The 24,035-nt window shown below is 62.8% G+C and carries 24 protein-coding genes; 14 read left to right on the top strand and 10 right to left on the bottom strand.

From position 1 onward, the window contains the following. Window positions 1–83: 83 nt before the first annotated feature. Genes B4E36_RS22645 through ruvB form a run of 3 tightly spaced genes read left to right on the top strand, consistent with a single transcriptional unit; the run spans window position 84 to window position 1,776 of the window. Entirely contained in the window at window positions 84–344 is a 261-nt protein-coding gene (locus tag B4E36_RS22645; RefSeq protein WP_292055116.1) for an AbrB/MazE/SpoVT family DNA-binding domain-containing protein, read from the top strand. Beyond that, window positions 341–739, top strand: a complete 399-nt coding sequence (locus B4E36_RS22640; RefSeq protein WP_292055117.1) for a PIN domain-containing protein — start codon at window positions 341–343, stop codon at window positions 737–739. Before B4E36_RS22645 ends, B4E36_RS22640 begins: the two co-directional genes overlap by 4 nt. After that, the gene (gene ruvB, locus B4E36_RS22635; protein WP_292055118.1) at window positions 736–1,776 is read left to right on the top strand and encodes a Holliday junction branch migration DNA helicase RuvB; all 1,041 of its coding nucleotides are present in this window, start codon (window positions 736–738) and stop codon (window positions 1,774–1,776) included. Before B4E36_RS22640 ends, ruvB begins: the two co-directional genes overlap by 4 nt. Before the next feature lie 19 nt (window positions 1,777–1,795). On the opposite strand, the gene hdaA is transcribed toward ruvB, so the two are convergent. After that, complete coding sequence (hdaA, locus tag B4E36_RS22630) at window positions 1,796–2,455, bottom strand: DnaA regulatory inactivator HdaA (RefSeq protein ID WP_292055263.1); 660 nt, start codon at window positions 2,453–2,455, stop codon at window positions 1,796–1,798. 26 nt (window positions 2,456–2,481) lie between these two features. Next, on the bottom strand, window positions 2,482–3,609 hold the full coding sequence (locus B4E36_RS22625; RefSeq protein WP_026173926.1) for an AI-2E family transporter: 1,128 nt from the start codon (window positions 3,607–3,609) through the stop codon (window positions 2,482–2,484). A 267-nt stretch (window positions 3,610–3,876) separates the two neighbouring features. Here B4E36_RS22625 and purM point away from each other — a divergent pair, with 267 nt between their 5' ends. From purM to B4E36_RS22610, 3 genes are all read left to right on the top strand, one after another. Next, window positions 3,877–4,950, top strand: coding sequence for a phosphoribosylformylglycinamidine cyclo-ligase (purM, locus tag B4E36_RS22620; RefSeq protein ID WP_292055119.1), 1,074 nt, complete (start codon window positions 3,877–3,879; stop codon window positions 4,948–4,950). After that, a complete protein-coding gene (gene purN, locus B4E36_RS22615; protein WP_345900842.1) occupies window positions 4,947–5,600 on the top strand; it encodes a phosphoribosylglycinamide formyltransferase in 654 nt (217 codons plus the stop codon). The genes purM and purN overlap by 4 nt, the downstream gene beginning before the upstream one ends. 66 nt (window positions 5,601–5,666) lie before the next feature. Next, window positions 5,667–6,500 (top strand): glycosyltransferase family 25 protein, encoded by an 834-nt coding sequence (locus tag B4E36_RS22610; protein WP_292055121.1) that lies wholly within the window; start codon window positions 5,667–5,669, stop codon window positions 6,498–6,500. A 6-nt stretch (window positions 6,501–6,506) separates the two neighbouring features. Here the strand turns inward: B4E36_RS22610 and B4E36_RS22605 are convergent, their stop codons facing one another. After that, a complete protein-coding gene (locus B4E36_RS22605) occupies window positions 6,507–7,154 on the bottom strand; it encodes an MBL fold metallo-hydrolase (protein WP_292055122.1) in 648 nt (215 codons plus the stop codon). A gap of 158 nt (window positions 7,155–7,312) precedes the next feature. Between B4E36_RS22605 and B4E36_RS22600 the strand changes: the two genes are divergently transcribed. From B4E36_RS22600 to B4E36_RS22580, 5 genes are all read left to right on the top strand, one after another. Continuing rightward, window positions 7,313–7,798: a MarR family winged helix-turn-helix transcriptional regulator gene (locus B4E36_RS22600; RefSeq protein ID WP_292055264.1), complete on the top strand. Its 486-nt coding sequence runs from the start codon at window positions 7,313–7,315 to the stop codon at window positions 7,796–7,798. Then, window positions 7,795–8,496: a response regulator gene (locus B4E36_RS22595; protein WP_018067394.1), complete on the top strand. Its 702-nt coding sequence runs from the start codon at window positions 7,795–7,797 to the stop codon at window positions 8,494–8,496. The genes B4E36_RS22600 and B4E36_RS22595 overlap by 4 nt, the downstream gene beginning before the upstream one ends. Before the next feature lie 93 nt (window positions 8,497–8,589). Further along, on the top strand, window positions 8,590–9,945 hold the full coding sequence (locus B4E36_RS22590; protein ID WP_292055265.1) for an ATP-binding protein: 1,356 nt from the start codon (window positions 8,590–8,592) through the stop codon (window positions 9,943–9,945). 725 nt (window positions 9,946–10,670) lie between these two features. After that, entirely contained in the window at window positions 10,671–11,324 is a 654-nt protein-coding gene (locus B4E36_RS22585) for a response regulator transcription factor (RefSeq protein WP_345900841.1), read from the top strand. An 11-nt stretch (window positions 11,325–11,335) separates the two neighbouring features. After that, window positions 11,336–13,201, top strand: coding sequence for a sensor histidine kinase (locus tag B4E36_RS22580; RefSeq protein WP_292055124.1), 1,866 nt, complete (start codon window positions 11,336–11,338; stop codon window positions 13,199–13,201). A gap of 26 nt (window positions 13,202–13,227) precedes the next feature. Here the strand turns inward: B4E36_RS22580 and B4E36_RS22575 are convergent, their stop codons facing one another. From B4E36_RS22575 to B4E36_RS22545, 7 genes are all read right to left on the bottom strand, one after another. Then, entirely contained in the window at window positions 13,228–14,007 is a 780-nt protein-coding gene (locus B4E36_RS22575; protein WP_292055125.1) for an SDR family oxidoreductase, read from the bottom strand. 10 nt (window positions 14,008–14,017) lie between these two features. Continuing rightward, the gene (gene dgoD / locus B4E36_RS22570; protein ID WP_292055126.1) at window positions 14,018–15,166 is read right to left on the bottom strand and encodes a galactonate dehydratase; all 1,149 of its coding nucleotides are present in this window, start codon (window positions 15,164–15,166) and stop codon (window positions 14,018–14,020) included. A gap of 12 nt (window positions 15,167–15,178) precedes the next feature. Next, complete coding sequence (locus tag B4E36_RS22565; RefSeq protein ID WP_292055127.1) at window positions 15,179–16,798, bottom strand: GMC family oxidoreductase; 1,620 nt, start codon at window positions 16,796–16,798, stop codon at window positions 15,179–15,181. Continuing rightward, entirely contained in the window at window positions 16,795–17,682 is an 888-nt protein-coding gene (locus B4E36_RS22560; RefSeq protein WP_292055128.1) for an aldose 1-epimerase, read from the bottom strand. The genes B4E36_RS22565 and B4E36_RS22560 overlap by 4 nt, the downstream gene beginning before the upstream one ends. Window positions 17,683–17,687: 5 nt before the next feature. Beyond that, window positions 17,688–18,686, bottom strand: a complete 999-nt coding sequence (locus B4E36_RS22555; protein WP_292055129.1) for an ABC transporter permease — start codon at window positions 18,684–18,686, stop codon at window positions 17,688–17,690. An 11-nt stretch (window positions 18,687–18,697) separates the two neighbouring features. Further along, complete coding sequence (locus B4E36_RS22550) at window positions 18,698–20,224, bottom strand: sugar ABC transporter ATP-binding protein (protein WP_345900840.1); 1,527 nt, start codon at window positions 20,222–20,224, stop codon at window positions 18,698–18,700. A gap of 97 nt (window positions 20,225–20,321) precedes the next feature. Beyond that, window positions 20,322–21,293 (bottom strand): substrate-binding domain-containing protein, encoded by a 972-nt coding sequence (locus tag B4E36_RS22545; protein WP_292055131.1) that lies wholly within the window; start codon window positions 21,291–21,293, stop codon window positions 20,322–20,324. A 222-nt stretch (window positions 21,294–21,515) separates the two neighbouring features. Here B4E36_RS22545 and B4E36_RS22540 point away from each other — a divergent pair, with 222 nt between their 5' ends. The 3 genes from B4E36_RS22540 (at window position 21,516) to B4E36_RS22530 (ending at window position 24,017) form a co-directional block, all read left to right on the top strand. After that, complete coding sequence (locus B4E36_RS22540) at window positions 21,516–22,289, top strand: FadR/GntR family transcriptional regulator (protein ID WP_292055132.1); 774 nt, start codon at window positions 21,516–21,518, stop codon at window positions 22,287–22,289. 160 nt (window positions 22,290–22,449) lie between these two features. After that, window positions 22,450–23,391: a 2-dehydro-3-deoxygalactonokinase gene (locus B4E36_RS22535; RefSeq protein ID WP_292055133.1), complete on the top strand. Its 942-nt coding sequence runs from the start codon at window positions 22,450–22,452 to the stop codon at window positions 23,389–23,391. After that, complete coding sequence (locus B4E36_RS22530; RefSeq protein ID WP_414673814.1) at window positions 23,388–24,017, top strand: 2-dehydro-3-deoxy-6-phosphogalactonate aldolase; 630 nt, start codon at window positions 23,388–23,390, stop codon at window positions 24,015–24,017. Before B4E36_RS22535 ends, B4E36_RS22530 begins: the two co-directional genes overlap by 4 nt. Window positions 24,018–24,035: the final 18 nt, after the last annotated feature.

Genomic DNA, 24,035 nt, shown 5'->3' with positions numbered 1-24,035 from the left:
CGGCTCGGCCTGAAGGAATTGTCGCAGTAATCCTTTCCTGATAGGATACTCCTTACAATTTCCGCGGAGTAAGGAAACTGAAGATGAGCGTGTATTACGGCACATTGACTTCGAAGGGGCAGACGACGATTCCCGCTGAAGTGCGCCAGATGCTGAATCTGAAGCCGGGCGACCGTATCCGCTACATCATCCGCGACGGCGAAATCATCGTGCGGGCGAAGAACAGGCAGGCGAGCGACCTCAAGGGCCGCTTCCACGATGCCGACAGGGAGCCGGTCACGCTGGAAGACATGAAAGACGCCGTCGGTGAGGCGGTTGCAGAACATGTCGCCGAGCGGTCATGATCGGCCTCGATACCAATATACTGCTTCGGCTGGTTCTGCAGGACGACGCCGAGCAATGCCGGCGGGTGGACCGGCTGATGGAAAGCTTGCCGGAGCGCGGGCCGGGCTATATCAACGCCATCACGCTGATGGAGTTTTCCTGGTTCCTGAGGAAGCGGCTGAGGGTGGGACGCGCCGAACTTGCAGCGGCGATCGCAGATCTTCTGGAAGCGCGCGATATCGAGGTCGAGGATGAATGGCAGGTTGAAGAGGCGCTGGATCTGATGAACCGTACGCCGGCCGAATTTCCCGATATCCTGATCGCGCTTCGAAACACAAAATCCGGCTGCCATGCCACGATGACGCTCGACCGCGCCGCAGCCGCCGCCATACCGGGAATGGAATTGTTGACATGAGTGAAGCCGACCGCCTGATTTCGCCGGACAAGCGCGGGGAAGACCTCGATGCGGCGCTGAGGCCGCAGACGCTGGACGATTTCACCGGCCAGGCGGAGGCGCGCGCCAATCTGAAGGTGTTCATCGAGGCCGCGAAACGGCGGAGCGAAGCGCTGGACCATGTGCTGTTCGTCGGCCCGCCGGGGCTGGGCAAGACCACGCTTGCCCAGATCATGGCCAAGGAACTCGGCGTCAATTTCCGCTCGACCTCGGGCCCGGTGATCGCCAAGGCCGGCGATCTGGCGGCCCTTCTGACCAATCTCGAAGAGCGCGACGTGCTGTTCATCGACGAAATCCACCGGCTCAATCCCGCGGTCGAGGAAATCCTCTATCCGGCGATGGAGGATTTCCAGCTCGACCTGATCATCGGCGAGGGCCCGGCGGCGCGTTCGGTGAAGATCGACCTGTCGAAATTCACGCTGGTTGCGGCCACCACGCGGCTCGGCCTGCTGACGACGCCGCTGCGCGACCGGTTCGGCATCCCCGTCCGGCTCAATTTCTACACCGTCGAGGAACTGGAGCTGATCATCCGCCGCGGAGCGCGGCTGATGGGGCTTGGCATGAGCGATGACGGCGCGCGCGAGATCGCCAGGCGCGCGCGCGGCACGCCGCGCATCGCCGGCCGGCTGCTGCGGCGGGTGCGCGATTTCGCCGAAGTGGCGGACGCGCCCGGCGTGAGCCGCGCGATCGCCGACGAGGCGCTGACGCGGCTTGAGGTCGACCATATGGGGCTCGACCAGCTCGACCGGCGCTATCTCAACATGATCTGCCAGCATTTCGGCGGCGGGCCTGTGGGGATCGAGACGATCGCGGCGGGGCTTTCCGAGCCGCGCGACGCAATCGAGGATATCATCGAGCCCTACATGATCCAGCAGGGCCTGATCCAGCGCACCCCCCGCGGGCGGGTGATGACGGCAACGGCGTGGAAACATCTCGGCCTCACGCCCCCGAAGGACGCCGATCTCACCCAGTTCCGCCTGTTCGACGAAGGCGAGTGACCACCGGTTCTGCAGTGCCTCAGATGGCTTCGCGCGCCGCCAGAACCTCGGCGGCCAGCGCCCGGGTGATGCGGCGGTTGCGCGACAGCGCCAGCTTGTCGATCTGATCGACGATCTGGCTTGCGGCATCGAGCGAGCGCTCCATGCGCGTGACGACATAGGCGACGAGCCGGTCGTCGACTTCGAGCTGGCGGTCGGCGAACAGTTTGAAGATCACCTGTTGCAGCAGCGCGTCATCCGGCGCGCCGATTTCCACCGTGGTGGCGGCGGCAAGCCGGGATTTCAGGTCGGGCAGCGAGAGCGACCAGAGTTGCGGCAGCGAGCGTGCGGTGATCAGCAGACTGCCGCCATGCTGACGCACGGTGTTGATCAGGTGAAACAGCCCGGTCTCATCAAAGGCCTCGCGGTCGGCATCCTCGAACAGGAACGCGCCGTGGCGGGCAGCGACCGGCCGCCCTTCCCTCAATTCCACCGTCACCGGGCGGGCCTGGCTTAGCCCCTTCCAGATGGTCGAAAGATGGGTCTTGCCCGATCCCGGCGGACCGACAAGCACGGTAACCGGCGTATGCCAGTGCGGCCAGCGGTCGATAAGGTCGATCGCCGGCATGATCGACCGCGAGATCAACAGGTGATCGCGGTCGGCCGCCGGGTCGTGGCCAAGCTCCAGCGGCAACTGCATCGCTTTTTCACGCAGCACGGTCAGGCTCACTTCCCCTCTTCAACAACCGGCGAAGGCTCTTCGGCATGGTGCTCGATGCCGTCCCAGTAGAGATCGCTGGTGAGATAGCGATCGATCGCGAAGCGCACCAGCACGCCGACGGCCGCCGACACCGGCACCGCGACCAAGAGGCCGACAAAGCCGAACAGCACGCCGAAGGCGAACAGGGCGAACATCAGCCAGACCGGATGCAGCCGGACGCTGGAGCCGACCAGCTTGGGCTGCAGCACATTGCCTTCCAGAAACTGGCCGAACAGATAGATCCCGAAGATCAGCGCGATCATCCAGAAATCCGGCCAGAACTGGAACAGCGCCACGCCCATGGACAGGATCAGGCCGGAGGTCGAGCCGAGATAGGGAATGAAGCTGACAAGACCGGCGAAAATCCCGATCAGGGCCCCGAAATTGAGCCCGGCGAGGCTGAGCGTGATCGCGTAGTAGATCGCGAGAATGAGGCAGAGCGACCCCTGCCCGCGCACGAAACCGGAAATCACCGCGTTGATCTCATGGGCGAGGTAGCGGACATCGTCCACCTGTCCGCGCGGTATCCACTGGTCGATCTTCTGGACCATCCGGTCCCAGTCGAGCAGGAGATAAAAGGCGATCACCGGCGCCAGCACGAAGAAGGAGACGAGATTGACCACCGCCATCGACGAGTTCCAGATGCTGCCGAACACCTGACCGGCGATCGAGGCGCCGCCCGACAGCATCTTGCCGATATTCTCGCTGAGCGAAGCAAGCTGGTCGTTGCCCCAGTCGATCAGTTTGGAAAACTCAGTCGTCTCCAGATACTGCTCCAGTTGGTGCATGTATTTCGGCACCTGCTGGGCGACATCATAGGCCTGCGACACCAGAAGCGGAATGAACAGCAAAAGCACGGCGATGACGATCACCAGGAAGGACAGCATGATCGTGGTCGTCGCCCACAGCCTGTTGAAACCGAGCTTCTCCAGCCGGTCGGCAACCGGATCGAGGAAATAGGCAAGCGCCATCCCGGCGACGAAGGGCAGCAAGATGCTGCGGAAAACATAGAGAAAGAGCGCGACAAAGGCGGCAAACAGCAGCCAGAAATAGACCTGCCTGCGCAATCCCGCGGCACTGATCCGACCCGCCATGAAAAAACTCCCGCTCCGCTTCGCGCTCAAGTGATGTGGCACCAGGGCCCGCAACATGGATGAAGGCCCATAGCGTTTGTTCAGCAAACCGCCGCCAGCGTCAAGCGACAAGGCCGATGCCACGCGCCCCTCCCCGATATCCACTGTGTCCAACGCGGTCGCGCGCGCGTTAATTGTCGATATCGGCCTCATGGTCCGGCAACACACTTGCATCGGGCAAAACTCCATGCAATGCCCGGCTTTGACTTTTGCATGAGGGACCGCCCCATGAGCGAGACGCGTAGAAACGGCCTGACCTACTCCGACGCAGGCGTCGACATCGATGCCGGCAACCTTCTGGTCCAGAAAATCAAGCCCGCGGTGAAATCGACCCGGCGGCCCGGTGCGGACGGTGAAATCGGCGGTTTCGGCGGCCTCTTCGACCTGAAGGCGGCGGGCTTCACCGATCCGGTTCTGGTCGCCGCCAATGACGGCGTCGGCACCAAGCTGAAGATCGCGATCGAGGCCGGCAAGCACGACACGGTCGGCATCGATCTGGTCGCCATGTGCGTCAACGATCTCGTGGTTCAGGGCGCGGAGCCGCTGTTCTTCCTCGACTATTTCGCCACCGGCGCGCTCGACCCCGATGAGGGCGCGGTGATCGTGGAAGGCATAGCCGAGGGCTGCCGGCAGGCAGGCTGCGCGCTGATCGGCGGCGAGACCGCAGAAATGCCGGGCATGTACGCCAAGGGCGACTACGATCTTGCCGGCTTTGCCGTGGGCGCTGCCGAGCGCGGCGCGCTGCTGCCGTCCGAAAGCCTTGAGGAAGGCGACGTGATCTTCGGCCTCGCCTCCTCCGGCGTTCACTCCAACGGGTTTTCGCTGGTGCGGCGCGTGGCCGAAATGAACGGTCTCGGCTGGCAGGCCCCTGCCCCCTTCGCGCCGGGCAAGAGCCTTGGCGAGGCGCTGCTGGAACCGACCCGCATCTATGTGAAGCCGCTGCTGGCCGCAATCCGCGAAACCGGCGCGATCAAGGCGTTGGCCCATATCACCGGCGGCGGCTTTCCGGAAAATATACCGCGCGTTCTGCCCGCGACGCTTTCCGCCGAGATCGATCTCGAGGCGATCACCGTGCCCGCCGTGTTCTCCTGGATCGCGCGCGCGGGCGGCGTAGCACCCGCTGAAATGATGCGCACCTTCAATTGCGGCGTCGGCATGATCGGCGTCTGCCGCGAAGACCGGCTCGATGCCGTGCTCGCAGCGCTTGCGGACCAGGGCGAAAACGCCTTCCGGCTCGGCCGCATCGTCGCCCGCAAGGACGGCATGGACGGCACGGTCTACAAGGGCATGATCGCGCTATGAGCGGACGCAAGCGGGTTGTCGTGTTCATTTCGGGCAGCGGCTCCAACATGGAGAAGCTGGCTGAAGCCTGCGAAGCGCCGGATTTCCCGGCAGAGATCGTGGCCGTCATCTCCGACAAGCCCGACGCCGGCGGACTGCTAAAGGCGAAGGCCCGCGGCATCGCCACCTACGCTCTTGCCCGCAAGGATTACGACAGCAAACAGGCGCACGAGGCCGCGATGCTCGGCCTGCTTGCCGATCTCGCGCCCGACTTCATCTGCCTTGCCGGGTTCATGCGGCTGCTCTCGGGCGATTTCATCCGCGCCTATGAGGGCCGGATCATCAATATTCACCCCTCGCTGCTGCCGCTGTTTCCGGGGCTCGACACCCATCAGCGCGCGCTCGATGCCGGCATGCGCATCGCCGGCTGCTCGGTGCATTTCGTCACCGAAGGCATGGATGAAGGGCCGATCATCGGCCAGGCCGCCGTCCCGATCATGCCGGGCGATACGACGGATGCGCTCGCAAAGCGGATACTGACGGTCGAGCACAGGCTCTATCCCGCCGCGCTCAGGCGGCTTGCCGAAGGCGAGGTGCGCATGGAGAACGGCCGCGCCGTCTTCACCAATCGTGGCATAGACGGGGCCGAACAGATTTTGATCGCGGGGTAAAGCGATCCCGGCGGGCGGCATGCCGAGGCCGGAAAAATCGATGCCGGAACAAGAGGCAAGACTGTCTTGGACATATTCCTCATCAATCTCGCCAGTAGCCAGGACCGCCTGTCGCGCATGCGCGATGTTTTCTCTGCGCAGGGCCTTTCCTTCGAGCGGATCGATGCCGTCGACGCGGCATCGCTGTCCGAGGACGTTATCAGGGACATCGTCCTCCCCGCGGTCAGCAAGCATGCGCGCAACCTGACCCCGACCGAAATCGGCTGCTATCTCAGCCACAAGAAGGCTTGGGAGACGGCGCTTTCGCGGGGCCTCAATTACGCGGCTATCTTCGAGGATGATATCCACCTCGCCCCCGATGCGGGAAAGCTTCTTTCCGCGGCCGCTGATTGGCTGCCGGAGGGGGCAGACCTGATCAAGCTCGAAACGCTTGCCATGCCGACCCATGTCTCCCGCGCGGGCAAGGTCCTGATGGCAACGCCGCATCGGCTGAAAAAACTCCTGAGCAGCCATTACGGCGCGGCGGGATATATGGTCAGCCGCCGGGCGATGGAGCGTCTTTGCGCGGCAAGCGATCCGCTGCCGCTGCCGGTGGACGATGTCATCTTCGGCGCGCATTACCGGGTCTTCGGCGGGCTGCGGGCCTATCAGATCGACCCGGCGATCTGCGTTCAGGATCAATATATCGAGAGCCCCGAAGCCGGGCGGCTCGGCATCGTTTCCACGATCCGCGACCGCCATGCCAGCCTGCCGGTGACCCATGCGGGCCGGAGCCTCATCAAACGCGGCCTCGATGGCCTTTCAACCAAGCTCATCCGTCGCCGGCGGAAAACCAGGATCGCCCTGCTGCAGGCGCTTGGCCGCGCGGAGCAAAAGACCATCCCGTTCGCGCGGGATTGAGGCCGTTCAAAGCCCCTTGAGAAAGGGGTTGTTGCGGCGCTCCTCGCCGATTCGCCCGCCCGGCCCGTGGCCGCAGATGAAGCCGACATCGTCGCCCAGTGGAAACAGCTTGTCGCGGATCGAGGCCAGCAGCGTATCGTGGTCGCCGCCCGGCAGATCGCTGCGCCCGACCGAGCCGTGAAACAGCACATCGCCGACATGGGCGAATTTCTGGGCGCGGTTGAAGAAGATCACATGGCCGGGCGCGTGGCCGGGGGTGTGATAGACCTCGAACACATGGTCGCCGAAGCCCACCGTTTCGCCCTCGGTCAGGAAGCGGTCGGGAAAGCAGTTGCGCACCATGCCCGCCATGCCGAAGCGTTCGGCGCTTGCCTCGATGTTCTCCAGAATGAAACGGTCATCCTCATGCGGGCCGATGATCTCCAGCCCCAGACGCTCCTTCAGCTCCATCGCGCCGCCGGCATGATCGAGATGGCCGTGGGTGAGCCAGATCGCCTTCAGCGTTATGCCGTTTTCCTCCACGGTCTGGATGATGACATCGGCATCCCCGCCGGGATCGACGACCACGCCCTCGCGCAACGCGGGATCGAACAGCACGGTGCAGTTCTGCTGGAGGGGGGTGACGGGAATGATCCCGGCCTGAAGCTGCGCCATTGAACTGATATCTCCCTTGCGGACGGCCGCCGCCAACGGCTTCCATTTCGCTTGCGTCCGTTTTAAACCTGATACGATATCTATGTCAGACTGGATTTGATTACAAAAGCCCGGCGGGCGAAAGGAAACAGGCTTTGGGAGTGAAACATCAGGCGATCATGCCCGAACACACGCCCGAAAGCGGCGTCGCGGACCTGGCGGTGGTCGAACTTCTGTTTTTCGCCTATCGCGATTTCATCTCCGATCCGGACGCGATCCTCGGCGAGATCGGCTTCGGCCGCGCCCATCACCGGGTCATCCATTTCGTCGGAAGCCGGCCGGGCATGAGCGTTGCCGACCTGCTCGACATCCTGCGGATCACCAAGCAGAGCCTTGCGCGGGTGCTGAAGCAATTGATCGACGGCGGCTATATCCGCCAGACGGCGGGGCCGGAGGACCGGCGTCAGCGTCGGCTGTTTCTGACCGCGGAAGGCGAGCGGCTGCGCGCGGAACTGCTTTCACCGCAATTGCGGCGTATTGACAGGGCGTTCGCGGCAATGCGGGAGGACGAGCGTCGGGCGGTCGGCGAATTTCTGACACGCATGTGCGATCACGATCCCCATGCCGGCGTCGAGGCCTTGCCGCAGAAAGGGGAGGAAGCATGAGCGAAGCCAGAGCGATCGATGATGACGCGGCCCACCTTCTGATTGTCGACGACGACACCCGTATCCGCACACTGCTCAAGCGCTATCTGGGCGAAAACGGCTACCGCGTCTCCACGGCCGCCGATGCCGCCGAGGCGCGGCGCAAGCTGGAAGGGCTCGATTTCGATCTTCTCGTGCTCGACGTGATGATGCCGGGCGAGGACGGTGTGTCGCTGACCCGGCACCTCAGGGACGTCCGCCCGGTCCCGGTACTGCTTCTGACCGCGAAGGCGGAAGCCGACGCCCGCATCGCCGGTCTTGAGGCCGGCGCCGACGATTATCTGGTCAAGCCCTTCGAGCCGCGCGAGCTCTTGCTTCGCATCAGCAATATCCTGCGCCGCGCCGATACGCCGAAGACGCCGGCGATCGAACAGGTCGTGTTCGGCCCCTATTCCTTCTCGCTCGCGCGGCGCGAGCTCAAGAGAGGCGCAACCCCGATCCGGCTCACCGAACGCGAACAGGACATTCTGGCCATGCTCGCCGAAAAGGCCGGCGAAACGGTCGCGCGCTACGACCTCGTCAGCAGCGCCAGCGAGATCAACGAGCGCACGATCGACGTCCAGATCAACCGGCTGCGCCGCAAGATCGAAAACGATCCGGCGAACCCGCTTTATCTCCAGACCGTGCGCGGTATCGGCTACCGCCTGAGCCGGGATTAGGACCCGACATTGAAACTCTGGCCCGCAAGCGTTCAAACGGCCTGTGAAAGAGCGGCACACGCCCTCAGACGGCGCACGCGCGAACTCGAGCGGCTGCCGGGCCTGCGCCATATCGCCGGCGCCTACAAGGTTATCGCCCGCTGGACCCATCATCGGCTTCCGCGCGGCCTGTTCGCGCGCTCGCTGCTGATCATCATCATCCCGATGCTGCTGCTGCAGGCGGTGGTCGCCACCGTGTTCATGGAGCGCCACTGGCAGATGGTGACCCGCCGCCTTGCCGATGCGGTCACCGGCGATATCGCGGCGATCATCGACCTGATCGACGCAACCGGCGACGAATATGAAAGCGAGATCATCTCGATTGCCGCGCGCGATATGGGTCTCAGGGTCGCCTTCGAGCCGGGCGCGAAGCTCCCGCCGCCGCTGCCGAAGCCGTTTTTCGGCCTGCTCGATCAGGTGCTGGCGGAGCTGATCTCGGCCAAGATCGGCCGGCCGTTCTGGATCGATACGCTCGGCGATTCCCGTTTCGTCGAAATCCGCATCAAGCTCGATGACGGCATTCTGCGCATTTTCGCGCGGCGTTCGATGACCTACGCCTCGAACACCCATATCTTCATTCTATGGATGGTCGGCACCTCGCTGGTGCTGATCGGGATCGCGACCCTGTTCCTGCGCGGCCAGATCCGGCCGATCCTGAAATTGACCCAGGCGGCGGAGGATTTCGGTAAGGGCCATCGCTCCGAGGTGCCCTATACGCCGCGCGGCGCGATCGAAATCCGGCGGGCGGGCCTCGCCTTCATCCTGATGCGCGAGCGCATCGAGCGCCAGATCGAACAGCGCACCACGATGCTGAACGGCGTCAGTCACGATCTGCGCACCATCCTCACCCGCTTCAAGCTGCAGCTTGCGTTGATCGGGGAGAGCCCGGAGGTGGAGGCCCTCAACGAGGATATCGAGGAAATGCAGAAAATGCTGCAGGGCTATATCGACTTTGCCCGCGGCGACGCCGAGGAAACCACCGGCACGGCCAGTCTCTCGACGCTGTTCCGCCGCCAGAAGGAGGATTTCGAACTCTCCGGCAAATCGCTGCATTATGTGGTGATCGGGCCGGACGAGGTCACGGTCAGGCCCAACGCCTTCGCCCGCCTGATCGCCAATCTCGCCTCCAATGCCAAACGCCATGCCGACAGTCTGGAAATCACCGCCGAGCACGGCGAGAAATGGCTGACCGTGACCTTCGATGATGACGGGCCGGGCATCGCGCCAGAGATGCGCGAGGAAGTGTTCAAGCCGTTCCTGAGGCTCGACAATGCCCGCAACCTCGATTCCTCCGGGACCGGTCTCGGCCTCGCCATCGCCCGCGATATCGCCCGCTCCCATGGCGGCAATGTCACCCTCGGCGACAGCCCGCTCGGCGGCCTGCGGGCAGTGATCAGCATCCCCTGCTAAACCGGCCCACGCGCAAGCCCACCAATGGAAAAATAAGTATTTGCTTACTTATATGAGCGTCTCCGGGACGGTAGAGGAAAAGAACCGCCTCCGTTTAAAACCATGTCCCGCATGCCAGGTTTGCTGAATCGGCGACCGCGCTTGCCGCGCCGCGAAACAGCGCAGCGCACAGACAAAAAAGGCCCCATCACGGATCATGGGCGCATGATCGGCGATGGGGCCCGAGCTTAATTTTATTCGTTTTAGAAAAAAATTTAATTAAATCACGAACCTATACCAATATTTAAAGCTTTAGTATAAAGATAGAGAGCGCTGAAGGTCATTACCACCACCCAAAATATTCCGAAGGATACTATGAGTATAAGATATGGCCAGCGGCGATTGTAAAAAGGCGTGATACGATAGCACTTGCCGCATGTGGAGGAGCCAAATCGCAAACGATGACCACAGCGACAGGTAAAAAAGCGCCTTGGCGATTTGCGCCTTCGCTCCGGCTCCATCCGTTGTCTTTCAGCCACAAAATGCATCTCAGCCCTCTCGAGTGCTCACGGTTCTAAAACCCCTCCCGAAGCGATGAACAAGTGATATACGTTCGAGCAAACTTACAAAATACCATATTCATGGTATTGCCGGCATCCGCGATACAAGAAACAAAATGGGATTGGCTGCGCAACGCGGTCACGGCGGTTCCGAAGCTCTTCGGATAGAGATGGGGACATACTTCTTTGGCACCCTTTCGAATTGTCCTATGCGAGGACGACGATGTCGTGCGCCAACGGCTGGCAAGTCTGATCAAGGGATGGGATGGCGGCCAGCTGGTCGCCGCTTGCGCAACCATTGCGGAGACGCGCGCGGTCCTTGAGAGGTCTGAAATCGACCTTCTGATCGCGGATCTGAATTTGCCGGATGGCAGCGGCCTCGAGGCGATCCGCGCTTTGCGCAAGACGCAGCCGAGGGCCGAAGCAATGGTCATTTCCGTTCTCGCGGACGACAGGTCGGTGCTCGAAGCGATCGGGGCCGGGGCTTCGGGTTACCTGCTGAAGGATGCTGACAGCCTGGATCTTATCGAGGCGGTCGAAAGCCTGATGGCGGGTCATTCGCCGATATCCTCCCGGATCGCCCGCGTTCTTGTGAGGCAACTCTCTGAACAGGCACCCGATACCCCTTCGCCGGAGCCGGCCGTCAACATGACCTCACGAGAGATGGATATATTATGGGGCATCGCAAAGGGGTTCACCTATGCGGAAATCGCCGAGCAATTGCATATTTCGCGACAGACTGTTCCGGTCCATATCCGTAATATCTATCGCAAACTTCAGGTGAAGAACCGGTCGGAGGCCGTTTTTGAGGCGACCCGCCAGGGACTGATGCAATTCTGACGGCAAATCCAATGGCCTTGGCGGCGAAAAAACTTCAGGCCTGGGCAGGCCACCCGACGCTCTCATCTTTCTTGCTCAAGCTGCTTTTTGTTGTTTCACTCGCCATCTGCTGTGCGATGCCGTTCGTACTGTCCCTGCCGACGCCGCGCGATGCGCTCGTTCTGCATTCGGCAATGCTTCAGGAAGGCGCTTCCCCGGCGCGTGAGATAACGCTTCCCTATACGCGAACGAACGTCTGGGAATCGTCACGCACCGAAGCGCTCTACAAGATCCATTTTCCCCGGGAGGCGGTTCCTGCCGATCATCCGGTTCTCTTCTTTCCGGCGGTACGCCAGGCCATAGACGTACGTCTGAATGCTATCCCCCTTGTGCGCCGGGAAATCTCACTTCTCACCTCGCCGCGCCTGGGCGATTACTATGCATTTGATGTCATGCCCCTGGCGCTTCGCGATGGCGTCAACGAACTTGAAATCCGCCATAGCCGTCTGGATGGCTGGATCTCGAGCTATCTCTCACCCGCTTACCTGATGTCGCAATCCGTATTCGCGCCTTATCGGCAACTCTATGATTTCGTCTTCGAACAGTGGCGATTCGCCTCGCTCCTGCTCAAGGCCATCATTACCATCAGCGTCGTGATGATAGCGTTGATGCGGCCGGCCGATGGCTTTTTTCGATGGTTCAGCCTGATCATGGTCTTCAGCCTCACCCTGACGGCGACGCAATACGGCTTCACGCTTGCCGGCGCCGGCGTGCCGCGACTTTATTACGCAACGCTGCAATTGGGCACGCTCTTGCTTGCTGTTGCTCTTACGCTCGAAATGGCAGGCCGGAAATTCGTCCGGAAATCGCTCTATCTAGCTCTGGGCCTCCCACTTACGCTGCTCACAGCCTATTGGGCCGGTCTGGGTTCGAGATCGCAGATTGCAGTGCTCGGCAATGTCTTGAGCATTGCCGCCATGATGGCGGCGTTGTGGATTGCAATCGCGCATTACTATAGGTCGCGGGATCCGATTGCGGCCATCATAGCCGCGCCGCTCGCTCTCTGCTTCCTGTTCGGGCTTCATGACGTCGGCCTGTTGTTCGGCCTCACGAACGGCGCCCACATGCTGACGCCCTATATCGAGATGGCGACCCTCCTGGCCGCCATGCTCATCATCACGATCAGGTTGATCCAGAGTCTGAACCAGCTTGATAGCGCCAACATCCGCCTGAAACGGCGGCTTGATGAGCAGCAGAAAGAGTTGAACCTGCTTCATGAAAAAGAACGCAGGAATTTGACCCGCATGGCCCTCGAACAGGAGCGCGATCGCCTGATGCGCGACCTGCATGACGGACTGAGCGGCCACCTAGTGTCGATCATGGCCCAGACCGAGAGAGAGAAGCTGGCGCCGGAGGCGATCCGCACCACCGCCCGGGATGCACTGGGCGATCTCCGGCTGGTGATCCAGTCGCTTGACCTGAGTGATACGGATCTGCGGGTCGCGCTGGCCGGCTTTCGCGAGCGGACCGGTCCTTACCTGCACCGCATGGGCATTCGGCTCGACTGGCAGACCGGGAACATGCCGGAAGTCACCGGGGTTACGCCTTCAACCGCCCTCGCCCTTTTAAGAATACTGCAGGAGGCCGTCACCAATGCGGTTAAACATGGACCAGCAACGCGCATCGCGATTTCCGCGTCCGCCAACGAGAATGGGGAGGCGGTCATCACCGTGGAGAACGATTTTAGCGGCAACGATATCCGCGGCAAAGGCCATGGCCTCGCCAATATGGCCACGCGCGCCCGGACCTTTGGCGGCGATATTGCCTTCACCCGTTCAAAAGATACGGCGCGTCTCATGATCACGCTGCCCACGGCCCTGCGCCCGCAGCCCGCCTGATTGACAAAGACGCAGACGCGAGCACGTCAGGCGGGATGCTGCTGGACGCTGAGGCCGCCATCGACGGTCAGGCAGGTTGCGTTCATGAACGGGCATTCGTCGGAGATCATGAACACGGCCGCCATCGCGATCTCTTCGGGCGTGGCGATCCGTCCGCCGGGGTGAAGCTTCAGCGTATCGGCTTTCGCGGCCTCCGGGTCGGGAAAGCCGTTCCAGTAATCGATGACCTTCTGCGTCGCCACATAGCCGGGCGCGAGCGCATTCACCCGGACGTTGTTCGCGGCATATTCAAGGCCCAGCGACTTGGTCATGCCGAGAAGCGCATGCTTTGCCAGCGGATAGGGGAAAGTATGCGGGATGATCGTGAAGGCGTGGGTCGAGGCAATGTTGAGGATCACGCCGCCGCCGGCCTCGATCATCCCCGGCAGCGCCGCCTTGCAGCAGTTCCACGCGCCCTTGAGGTTGATGTCGAAACACCGGTTCCAGTCTTCGTCACTCGTTTCGAGCGGGGTTAAAAACACATTGACGCCGGCATTGTTGACCAGCGCGTTGACCGGCCCGATCTCATCCGTCGCCTGACGCATGGCGGCGGCGATCGCCCCGGCATCTGTTATATCGGCGGCGGCCCAACCAAGGGACCCGTCAGGCGCAACGATGGTCGCGGCCTCGCGCTCCAGCAGCGCGCCGTCGCGGTCGACCATGAACAGCGCCGCGTCCTCCTTCACGAAGGCCCTGGCGATCGCAAGGCCGATGCCCTGGGCCGCGCCGGTGACGAATATGCGTTTGCCCGAAAGCCGTCCCGTCATTTTGCGCTCCTCACCACTCGGCGAAACTGCCGTCCGGATGACGCCAGATCGGGTTGCGCCAGCGATGGCCCTCTCTGGCGCGCTCGATCACATAGGCTTCGTCGATCTCGATGCCGAGCCCCGGCCCTTGCGGTATGCCGACAAAGCCATCGGCGTATTCGAACACGTCCTTGTTCGAAATGTAATCGAGAATGTCGTTGGCCTCGTTGTAGTGGATGCCCAGGCTCTGCTCTTGGATGAAGGCGTTGTAGGAGACGGCGTCCACCTGAAGGCAGGCGGCGAGCGCGATCGGCCCGAGCGGACAATGCGGCGCCAGCGCCACATCATAGGCCTCCGCCATGGCGGCGATCTTGCGGCATTCGGTGATGCCGCCGGCATGCGACAGATCCGGCTGGATGATATCGACATAGCCGCCCTCGAATATCGGCTTGTAGTCCCAGCGCGAATAGAGCCGCTCGCCAAGCGCGATCGGCGTGGAGGAATGGTTGGCGATCTCCTTCAGGGCTTCCCTGTTTTCCGAGAGCACCGGTTCCTCGATGAACATCAGCTTGTAGGGTTCGAGTTCCTTCGCCAGCACCTTGGCCATCGGCTTGTGGACGCGGCCGTGAAAATCGACGCCGATGCCGATATGGGGGCCGACGGCCTCGCGGATGATCGCGATCGTCTCCACCGCCTTTTCCACCTTCTCATTGGTGTCGACGATCTGCATTTCCTCGCAGCCGTTGAGCTTGATCGCCTTGAAGCCGCGCGCGACCACGTCCTGTGCGTTCCTCGCAACATCGGAGGGTCGGTCGCCGCCGATCCAGGAATAGACCTTGATGCGGTCCCTCAACTGGCCGCCGAGGAGCGCGTGGACCGGCTGCCCGAGCGCCTTGCCCTTGATATCCCACAGCGCCTGGTCGATGCCGGCCAGCGCCGACATGTGGATCGCGCCACCCCGGTAGAACCCGCCCCGGTAAAGCACTGTCCAGTGATCCTCGATCAGGAAAGGGTCCTTGCCGACGAGATAATCCGCCATCTCGTTGACTGCCGCCTGAACGGTCAACGCGCGCCCTTCCACAACCGGCTCGCCCCAGCCGACAATGCCCTCATCGGTCTCGATCTTCAGGAACAGCCAGCGCGGCGGGGCCAGATAGGTGGTGAGCTTGGTGATCTTCATGACTGGTTCCGATCAGGGAAGTATGAGGTCGGTCGCCTTGGCGGCGGCGGCAAGAACAGCGGCATTGGTGTTGCCGCTGACGATGGTCGGCATCAGCGAGGCGTCGATGACCCTGAGGCCCCTTGTGCCCCGGACCCGGAGGCGACTGTCGAGCACGGCGTCCGGATCGCCGTCACGCCCCATCCGGCAGGTGCCGACCGGGTGATAGCCGGTCTTGACGGTGCGCTTGCAATGCGCCGCGATCGCCTCGTCGCTCGTCACTTCGGCGCCCGGAAAGATTTCCCTGTCGATCAGTTCGCGCATCGGCGAAGCGGCAAGCACGGTGCGCGCATAGCGCAAACCCGCCATCGTTATCCTGAGATCGTCGGGATGGCTGAAAATCTGCGTGTCGACCACAGGATCGGCGAACGGATCGCTGGAGGAAAGCGTCACCGAGCCGCGCGATTTCGGCCTGAGAAGCAGCGAGTTGATGGTCACGCCATCGCCCGGATCGGTGCCCATCACATCGCGGTCGAGATAGACGGTCGGCACGCAGAACATCTGGATCGTCGGCCGATCGCTCTTGCCTTCCGGATCGTGGAGGGCGCAGGTCTCGACCCCTGTGGTGGAGGCCGGGCCGGACTTGAACAGCAGGTATTGCAGCCCCGCCTTGATCATCGGCCAGCCACGATCCTGGCCGTAATAGCCGAACGAGCCCTTGGTGGTGGCGACCACAGGGCACTCATAATGATCCTGAAGATTGCGCCCGACGCCGGGAAGCGCAAGCTTGACCGCAATGTCGTGGCGGGCGAGTTCATCCTCCGGTCCGATCCCGGACAGCATCAGCAGTTTTGGGGTCTGATAGGCGCCGGCCGCAAGGATCACTTCGCTGTCCGCGAAGACGGATTTCCGGCCGCCGCCCTGCACGTAATCAACGCCGACCGCCCGGTCGCCTTCCATGCGGATCGCGGTGACGGTCGCCCCGGTCACGATCGTCAGCAGCGGATCGTCCATGACCGGAGCCAGAAACGCATCAACAGCGCTGCAGCGCCGGCGCGTGCGCCAGTCGATTGTGTGCTGCATGAAGCCGACGCCGAACTGGCTTTCGCCGTTGAAATCCGGATTGTAGGGAATGCCCATGCCCTGCAGGGTTTTGACATAGGTTCGGGTCATCGGGCTGGTGTGGCCGAGATGGGAGACCTTCAGCGGACCGCCGACGCCATGATATTCGCCGGCAAGATGGTCGTTGTCCTCCTGCGCCTTGAAATAGGGCAGAAGATCGCGATAGCTCCAGGCATCGTCGCCTTCGGTCACCATTTCGTTCCAGTGGTCAAAATCGGCCGCCTGGCCGCGCATATAGACCATGGCATTGACCGTGCTGCCGCCGCCCAGCACCCTGCCCTGTGGCACGATCGGCCCGCGCCCGTCAAGCTGGGGCTGCGGCGCGGTCGCGTGCATCGCAAGATAGGTGTCCTTCGCCAGGAACTTCATGTAGCCGGCGGGGAAATGCATGATCGGGTTGGCCTTGGCCGGGCCGCGCTCCAGCACAAGCACGCTCGCGCCGCACTTCACCAGACCGGCGGCAACCACGCAGGCCGAACTGCCGCCGCCGACGAGGATATAGTCGTAACGTCCGTCGCTCGTCTTGCTCATAGGTCCTGCGCTCCCAGCCAGACGCTGCCCGACAGTTTTTCGCCGGGCTGAAGAATGCGAAGCCCGCCGAGATCGGGCATGTTGTGACCATCCGCCAGATGCGACATCGGCTCGAAACAGAAATAGTCCCGCTCAAAATCGGGATCGAACGCGGTATCAGAGACGAACAGGAAAGCGTGCCGGAACAGCGGTTCCGCCTTCACGGATAGTTTCGTCGCCCGTTCCGGCCAGGCGATCGTCGCTTCGCCGGACCAGTCCTCGAAGCCGTTATTGACCCAGCGGTGCGGCAGGGGCGAAGGCGTGCTGAAATCGAGATCGGCGGGAATGTCCGTGGCCTCGCCCGGCAGCCATCCCTCGACCTCGGTCCAGAATTTCCGGGCGGGCGACGTGAGCGTGGTTTGCGGCGTCATCGGAAAATAGGGATGCCAGCCGAGCCCGAAGGGCAGCGGCCCGTCTCCCCGGTTCTCGACGGTCAGCGTCATCTGCAATTCGCCATCGGCAAGCGAAAAACGCTGCCATGCCTCGTAGACATAGGGCGTGCCGCCGCCCGCATGCCGGAAACGCATCGCCAGCCGGTCGGCCTCGTGTTCTTCCAACGACCATTGCGAAAGCCAGCCCTCGCCGTGGAGGTAATGCGGGTCCCAGTCGGTATTCGCGGTCAGGGCGTACTGCTTGCCGTTGAAGCTGAACCGGTTATCCCGCACCCGGTTGCCGAACGGCACCAGCGGATAGCAGGCGGACGACAGCGCATCCGCTCCAGCCGGCGCTTCACGCAGGAGCGGCACCCGCCCCTCAGCGCCATCCCGCCAGAGACCGAGGATCAATCCGTCCTTTGTCGAGGCGCGCAGCGACAAGGCCCCGGAGCTGATATCAACGACCGCCATGCCCCTCACCCCTTGTTGCGGGCCAGGCTGCGCTTGATCGCCTGCATGTTGGCGAGCACCGCGATGACAATGATGAGGCCCCGGACAACCTGCTGGAAAAACGGATTGATGCCAAGCAGCACCAGACCGTTGCCGATCAGCGTGATCACCAGCACTCCGAGCAACGTGCCGAGCATCGAACCGCGACCGCCGGAAAGCGCCGTGCCGCCGACGACCACGGCCGCGATCACATCGAACTCCAGACCGCTTGCCGCCGTCGCATTGCCGGAGCCGAGACGCGACACCAGCAGGATGCCGGAGATCGCCGCCATCGCGCCGCCGATCGCGAAGATCGCAACCCGGATACGCGCCACGTTGATGCCGCTGAGATAAGCCGCATGGGCATTGCCGCCGATCGCAAACACCGAGCGTCCGAACGCGGTCTTGCGGCTGACGAAGGCGAACACGGCAAACAGCACGAGCATGATGATCGCCGCCGGCGGAATGCCAAGCACCGAGCGGTCCAGCGCGTCCAGCACGTCATTGCGACCGATCGAAACCGGCAGCGCATCGGTGAAGAACAGCGCCAACCCGCGCAACGCGCTCCACATGCCGAGGGTCGCAACGAAGGACGGCACGTCGAAATAGGCGCGCAGCACGCCGGAAATACCGCCAAGCCCGGCGCCGAGCGCCACCGCCAGCAGAAAGGCGATCGGCGTGGGAAAACCCCATTGCAGGAGGTAGGCCAGCGCGACGGAAACGAAGGCCACCATGGGACCGACGCTGACATCGATTTCGCCGGAGATGATGATGAACGTCATCGCCCAGGCCGCAATGCCGATCGTGGCCGCATCGCGCAGAATATTGACCTGGTTGTTGAACGACAGGAAGCCATAGGCGGTCGTGCCGAAAATCACATAGAGCAACGCGATCGCCAGGAACAGGCTGAGTTCGTTGATATGCTTCGAAACGCCGAAGCCGCTCTTCTTCGGGGCGGCCGTGTCGGCAGCGTTGTTGTGCGACATCATCGTCTCCGTCAGTGTCCTGAAATGCAGGCCGCCATCAAGGTGTCCTGATCGATGTTGGGGGAACGGAACTCTTCCCTGAGCGCGCCGTCTCTGAGGACGAGCACCCGGTCGCACACCAGCGGCAGTTCCTCGATCTCGCTGGAGACGAAAACGATGCTGCGGCCTTCGGCGGCGAGTTCGCGAATGATTGAATAGATCTGGGCCTTGGCCTCGATATCGACGCCGCGTGTGGGCTCGTCGAGCAGAAGGATGCGGCTGCCGGCATAGACCCAGCGGCCGATGACGACCTTTTGCTGGTTGCCGCCCGAAAGCGTGCCGATCGCCGTATCGGTGCGCGCCGTCTTGATATGCAGCCGATCGATGATCTTGCGCGTCGCCTCGGCCATGCGGCGGGCCGACAGCACGCCGTTGACGGTGACGCCCTCAAAGCGCGTCGACAGCGTGTTCTCGTCAACGCCAAGAAGCGGAACGATGCCCTCTTCCTTGCGGCTCTCGGGCGTGTAGCCAAAGCCGAGCCCGACCATCTCTTTGTAACCGAGCGATTTGACCGGCTTGCCGTTTGCGAAAATCTCGCCGGCCTCGCCGCGACGCACACCCATGATCGCCTGCAGCAGTTCGGTGCGGCCGGAGCCCAGCAGGCCGGCAATCCCCAGGACTTCGCCCTTCTTCAGCGAAAACGACACGGAGGAGAGCTTCGGCGCCACCGCCAGATCCCTGACCTCAAGCACGGTCTCGGGCTGGCTGGCGTCCTCGAGCACGGCCGCCTCGGCGCCTTCCGAACCGAGCATGAGGCGCACGATCTCGCGCGTGTCTGCATTTTGCACATCGACGGTGTCGATGATCCGCCCATCGCGCATGATCGTGGCGGAATGAGCGATCTGGCGGATTTCGTTCATCCGGTGGCTGACATAGATCACCGCGATGCCCTCAGCGGCGACGCGCGTCACCGCAGCCATCACCTTTTCGGCTTCGGCGGCCGCCAGCGAGCTTGTCGGCTCATCGAGGATCACCAGCTTGGGATTGCCGAGCAGCGCCCTTGCGATCTCCAGAAGCTGGCGCTCGGCCGGGCTGAGCGCCGAGACGAGGGTATCGGGCGAAAGATCGAGACCGAGACGGTGCATCGCCTCTTTCGCCTCGGCCATCATGGCGCGGTGGCGGATGACCCCGCCCTTGCGCGGCCAGCGCCCGAGAAACAGGTTCTCGGCAAGCGTCATGCCGGGAACGAGGCTGAGTTCCTGATAGACGACACGGACGCCGTGCGAAAACGCCTGCTGCGCGCGGGCGGAACCCACATGCGTCAGTTCCTCGCCGTCGATCAGGACAGTTCCGCTGTCGGGCACTTCGGCGCCGGTCAGCATGCGGATGAGGGTCGACTTGCCGGCGCCGTTCTTGCCGAGAAGCGCGCGTACTTCGCCCGGCGCGACCTCGAAATCGGCATTGTCGAGCGCCAGCACGCCGGGATAGCGCCGCGTGCAACCCGTCATGGAGACGAGCGCGGTTGCTTCCGGCCTTTTGATCTGAGATGCGGACGTCATTGCTCTTCCCGTTGATGGCGATGCCGCCGGGTTGCGGCGGCATCGGAATTTGCCTTCAGCGCGCTGCCTCAGCAGCGAGACAGCGCCGGGCTATCGATCACGGAATACCGTCGGCGTGTGCCTCGAGCCATCCCTTGCCGTCCTCGGACGACTTGTAGAGATCGATATCATAGGGAACCTCGATGCCTTCCGGCGGGGTGCCGTCGATGGACTTGATCGCCTGCGCCAGCGCCAGCTTGCCGAGGCCCTGGCCGGAGATGTCGACAACGCCCTTGATGACCGTGAAATCGGCAAGTTCCTGAGCGATCTCGGTGGTCATGTCGCCGCCGAAGACAACGACCTCGCCTTCCCTGCCCTGCGAGCGCACCGCGCGCGCAGCGCCCAGCGTCGCGCCGCCGGCCTCGCCGAAGAAGGCATCGATATCGGGATTGGAGGTCAGCATGGTGCTGGCGACCGAAACGGCCTTGTCGAGGATCGCGCCTTCTTGGTTGGCCACGATCTCGGCGTCCGGCACCTTTGCCATCAGCGCGTCCTCAAAGCCCTTTCGGCGGGTGACGCAGACTTCGACAAATTCGCAGTTCAGAACGGCGATCTTCGGCGCGTCATTGCCTTCCGCGATGAAGTAGTCGGCGGCGGCATCGCCGAGCTTGTGACCGAAATCATAGGGGTCTCCGACGGCATAGGCGGAGATATATTCCTTCATGTCCTGTTCGTTGAGGCAGGTATTGTAGCAGACAACCGGAATGCCGGCATCATGGGCGCGGCGGATCGCGCGATACGAACCGTCGGCAGACACCGGCGAGACGATGATGGCCTGGACATCGGCGGAAATCAGCGAGTCGATGAAGGAGGATTCCTTGCTGACATCGCCCTGGGCGTTGGTTTCGACGATGACGAGGTTGCGGCCGGCCTCTTCCGCGCCATCCTGGATGCCCTTGCGGACACCGGCATAGAAGCCCTGCGCGTCCATGTAGATCGCGCCGACCTTGAGGTCTTCCTGCGCCGATGCGGCGGTCACACTCGACAACGCGGCGGCGGCCAACAAGGCCGCCTTGATGATGAGCTTCATTGTGCTCCTCCCTGTGGACGTTTTCCCTGCCGGAGGCCATGCCGTCCCGGCGGCACGATAATTATAATAGGTCAGATCAATGTCAATTATAAATATGATTTATTTTTGAATTTGAATGAGAATGATATATCGATCATATTACCGACAATGAATGCGGAAGCGAATTCCGCCTACGACACGCGGCGGGAAAGCATTCGCAACGAAGGGGACCCGGACGAAGCGATGACTCAAATACTGACGGAACACGGCACGCCGATTGCCCAGCGCGGCAAGCGCAGCGTACGGGAAGCGTTGCTCCAATCCCTCATTGAGCTGATCGTTTCCGGCACATTTGCCGAGAGCGCCACACTTCCCAACGAGATGGAGCTGACGGAGAGGTTCGGGGTCAGCCGCACCAGCCTGCGCGAGGCGATGCAGTATCTTTCCGCCCTCGGCATGGTGCGCTCCCGCACCCGCGCCGGGACCATCGTATTGCCGCGGGAAAACTGGAACTATCTCGATCCGGTCGTGCTCGACGTCATGCTGGCGGTCGGCGCGGACGATTCGTTCTACTCATCGCTGATCGACGCCCGGCAATTGCTGGAGCCGGCCGCGGCGGCACAGGCGGCCGCCAACGCCAATGCGCGGCAACTCTACCAGATCGCCAAAGCCTTCGAGGATATGGTCGAGGCGAACGCCCGCGACAACGAGGAGTGGAGCCGGGCCGACCTCGAATTCCACACCGCGATCATCAACGCCAGCGGCAACTGGGTCTATCGCCAGTTCGCCAGCGCCATCCGCGCCGCTCTGCTGGCGAGCTTCCGCCTGACGAACCGCGCCAGCCAATCCCATGAGCAGGCGATCCTCGCCCATCAGGACGTACTCGAAGCCATCAGGATGCGGCGGCCGGATGCCGCGCGCCATGCCATGGAACAGCTCATAGGCGTTGCCAGAAGCGAGATGACCGATGCGCTGCGCCGGACCCGGCTCGCCTCCAAAACGCAACCCAATGACTAGAAATCGGATAAAAGATCATACATAAATAAAACAGTTTCGCGGCACGGACTTTTGCCGTCGCTGTCATATGAGACCACCCGTGACAATACCCCAGGACAAATGAATGCGGTGTTTTCCGTGAGACGCGGAACCGCCTTCCTTCGCAAATGAGACCGACAGCATGACCCAAACCGTCACCGCCATTCTCGACTGGGGCACCAGTTCGCTGCGTGCCACGCTGATCTCGGCCGATGGCCGTGTGCTCGACAGACGCGAAAGCCGGAACGGCGGCATTCAGTTCGTGGAGGGCGGCGCGTTCGAGGCGGCGCTGATGGCGGCGATCGGCGCGTGGTTTGAGGAACATGGCCCGTTCCCGGTCGCCGCCTGCGGCATGATCACCAGCCGCAGCGGCTGGGTCGAGGTCCCGTATGTCGACGCGCCGGCGGGTCTTGCGGAACTTGCCGCGGGCGCAAGGCACCTCACGCTGCAAAACGGCGCGACCATGACCTTCCTGCCGGGCCTGCGCGATCCGGCTGCAAAGCCGTTTCCCGATGTGATGCGCGGCGAGGAAACCCAGATCGTCGGTTACGGACTTGCGGAGGACCGCACGCTGGTGCTTCCCGGCACCCACAGCAAGTGGGCGCGCATTGCTCAAGGCCGGATCACCGCCTTCCATACCTATGCCACCGGCGAAATCTATGCCCTGCTCACCCGGCATTCCTTCATCGCACGCGCCGCCGAGCCCGCCCCCGGCACCGAGCCGACCTGGTCGGCCTTCGATCGCGCCGCGGAATTTGCCGCGAGCGACGAGCCCGCCGCCGATGCCCTGCTTTCGGCCGTCTTCAGCGCCCGCAGCGGCATTCTCTCGGGGGCGCTTCAGCCCGAAGAGGTCGGGGATTACGTCTCCGGCCTGCTGATCGCCTCGGAATTCCGGCAGGCGCGCGCCGCAGGCTGGCTTCACCCCGGAGAAGCGATCGGCATCATCGGCAACTCGGCGCTGAGCGAACGCTACGGGCGGGTCGCGCCGCTTTTCGACCTTACGATCAACCCCGGCCCCGAAGATGCCGCGACCCTCGGCGTCCAGCGGATCATCGGCAAACTGCAATCGACGGAACAGGAATGAACGACATGAATTTCACCGAAGCGCTTGAAGCCTGCAATCTGATCGCGATCCTGCGCGGCATCCGACCGGAGGAAGCGGAGCCGATCGGCGAAGCGCTGATCGAGGCCGGCTGGCGCATCATCGAAGTACCGCTGAACTCGCCCGAACCGCTTAAGAGCATCGAAAAGCTGCAGGCCCGTTTCGGCGATCGCGCGCTGATCGGCGCGGGAACCGTGCTCACGCCGGCTGAGGTTGCCGATGTCGCCGCGACCGGGGCGCGCGTCATCATCTCGCCCAACGCAAACCCGGCCGTGATCGAAGCGACCGCCGCACGGGGCATGATCAGCCTGCCGGGCGTCGCCACGCCGACGGAAGCCTTTGCCGCCATCGCAGCTGGCGCGACCGGCATCAAGGCCTTCCCCGCTGAGGCTATTCCCCCGATCGCCATCAAGGCATGGAAAGCCGTCCTGCCGAAAGACATCCCGGTCTTCGCCGTCGGCGGCGTGACGCCCGAGAACATGAAAGCCTATGTCGAGGCCGGCGCGTCCGGCTTCGGCATAGGCGGCGCGCTCTACAAGCCAGGGGCGAACGTGGCAGCGATTGCGCAGAAGGCAAGGCAGTTCATCGAGGCCATGCATCGGGCATGATGCGGTAGAAACGGGAAA

The organism is Martelella sp. UBA3392, assembly GCF_002358775.1.
Classification (GTDB): Bacteria; Pseudomonadota; Alphaproteobacteria; order Rhizobiales; family Rhizobiaceae; genus Martelella; species Martelella mediterranea.
This window is presented reverse-complemented; position numbering and strand designations above follow the sequence as displayed.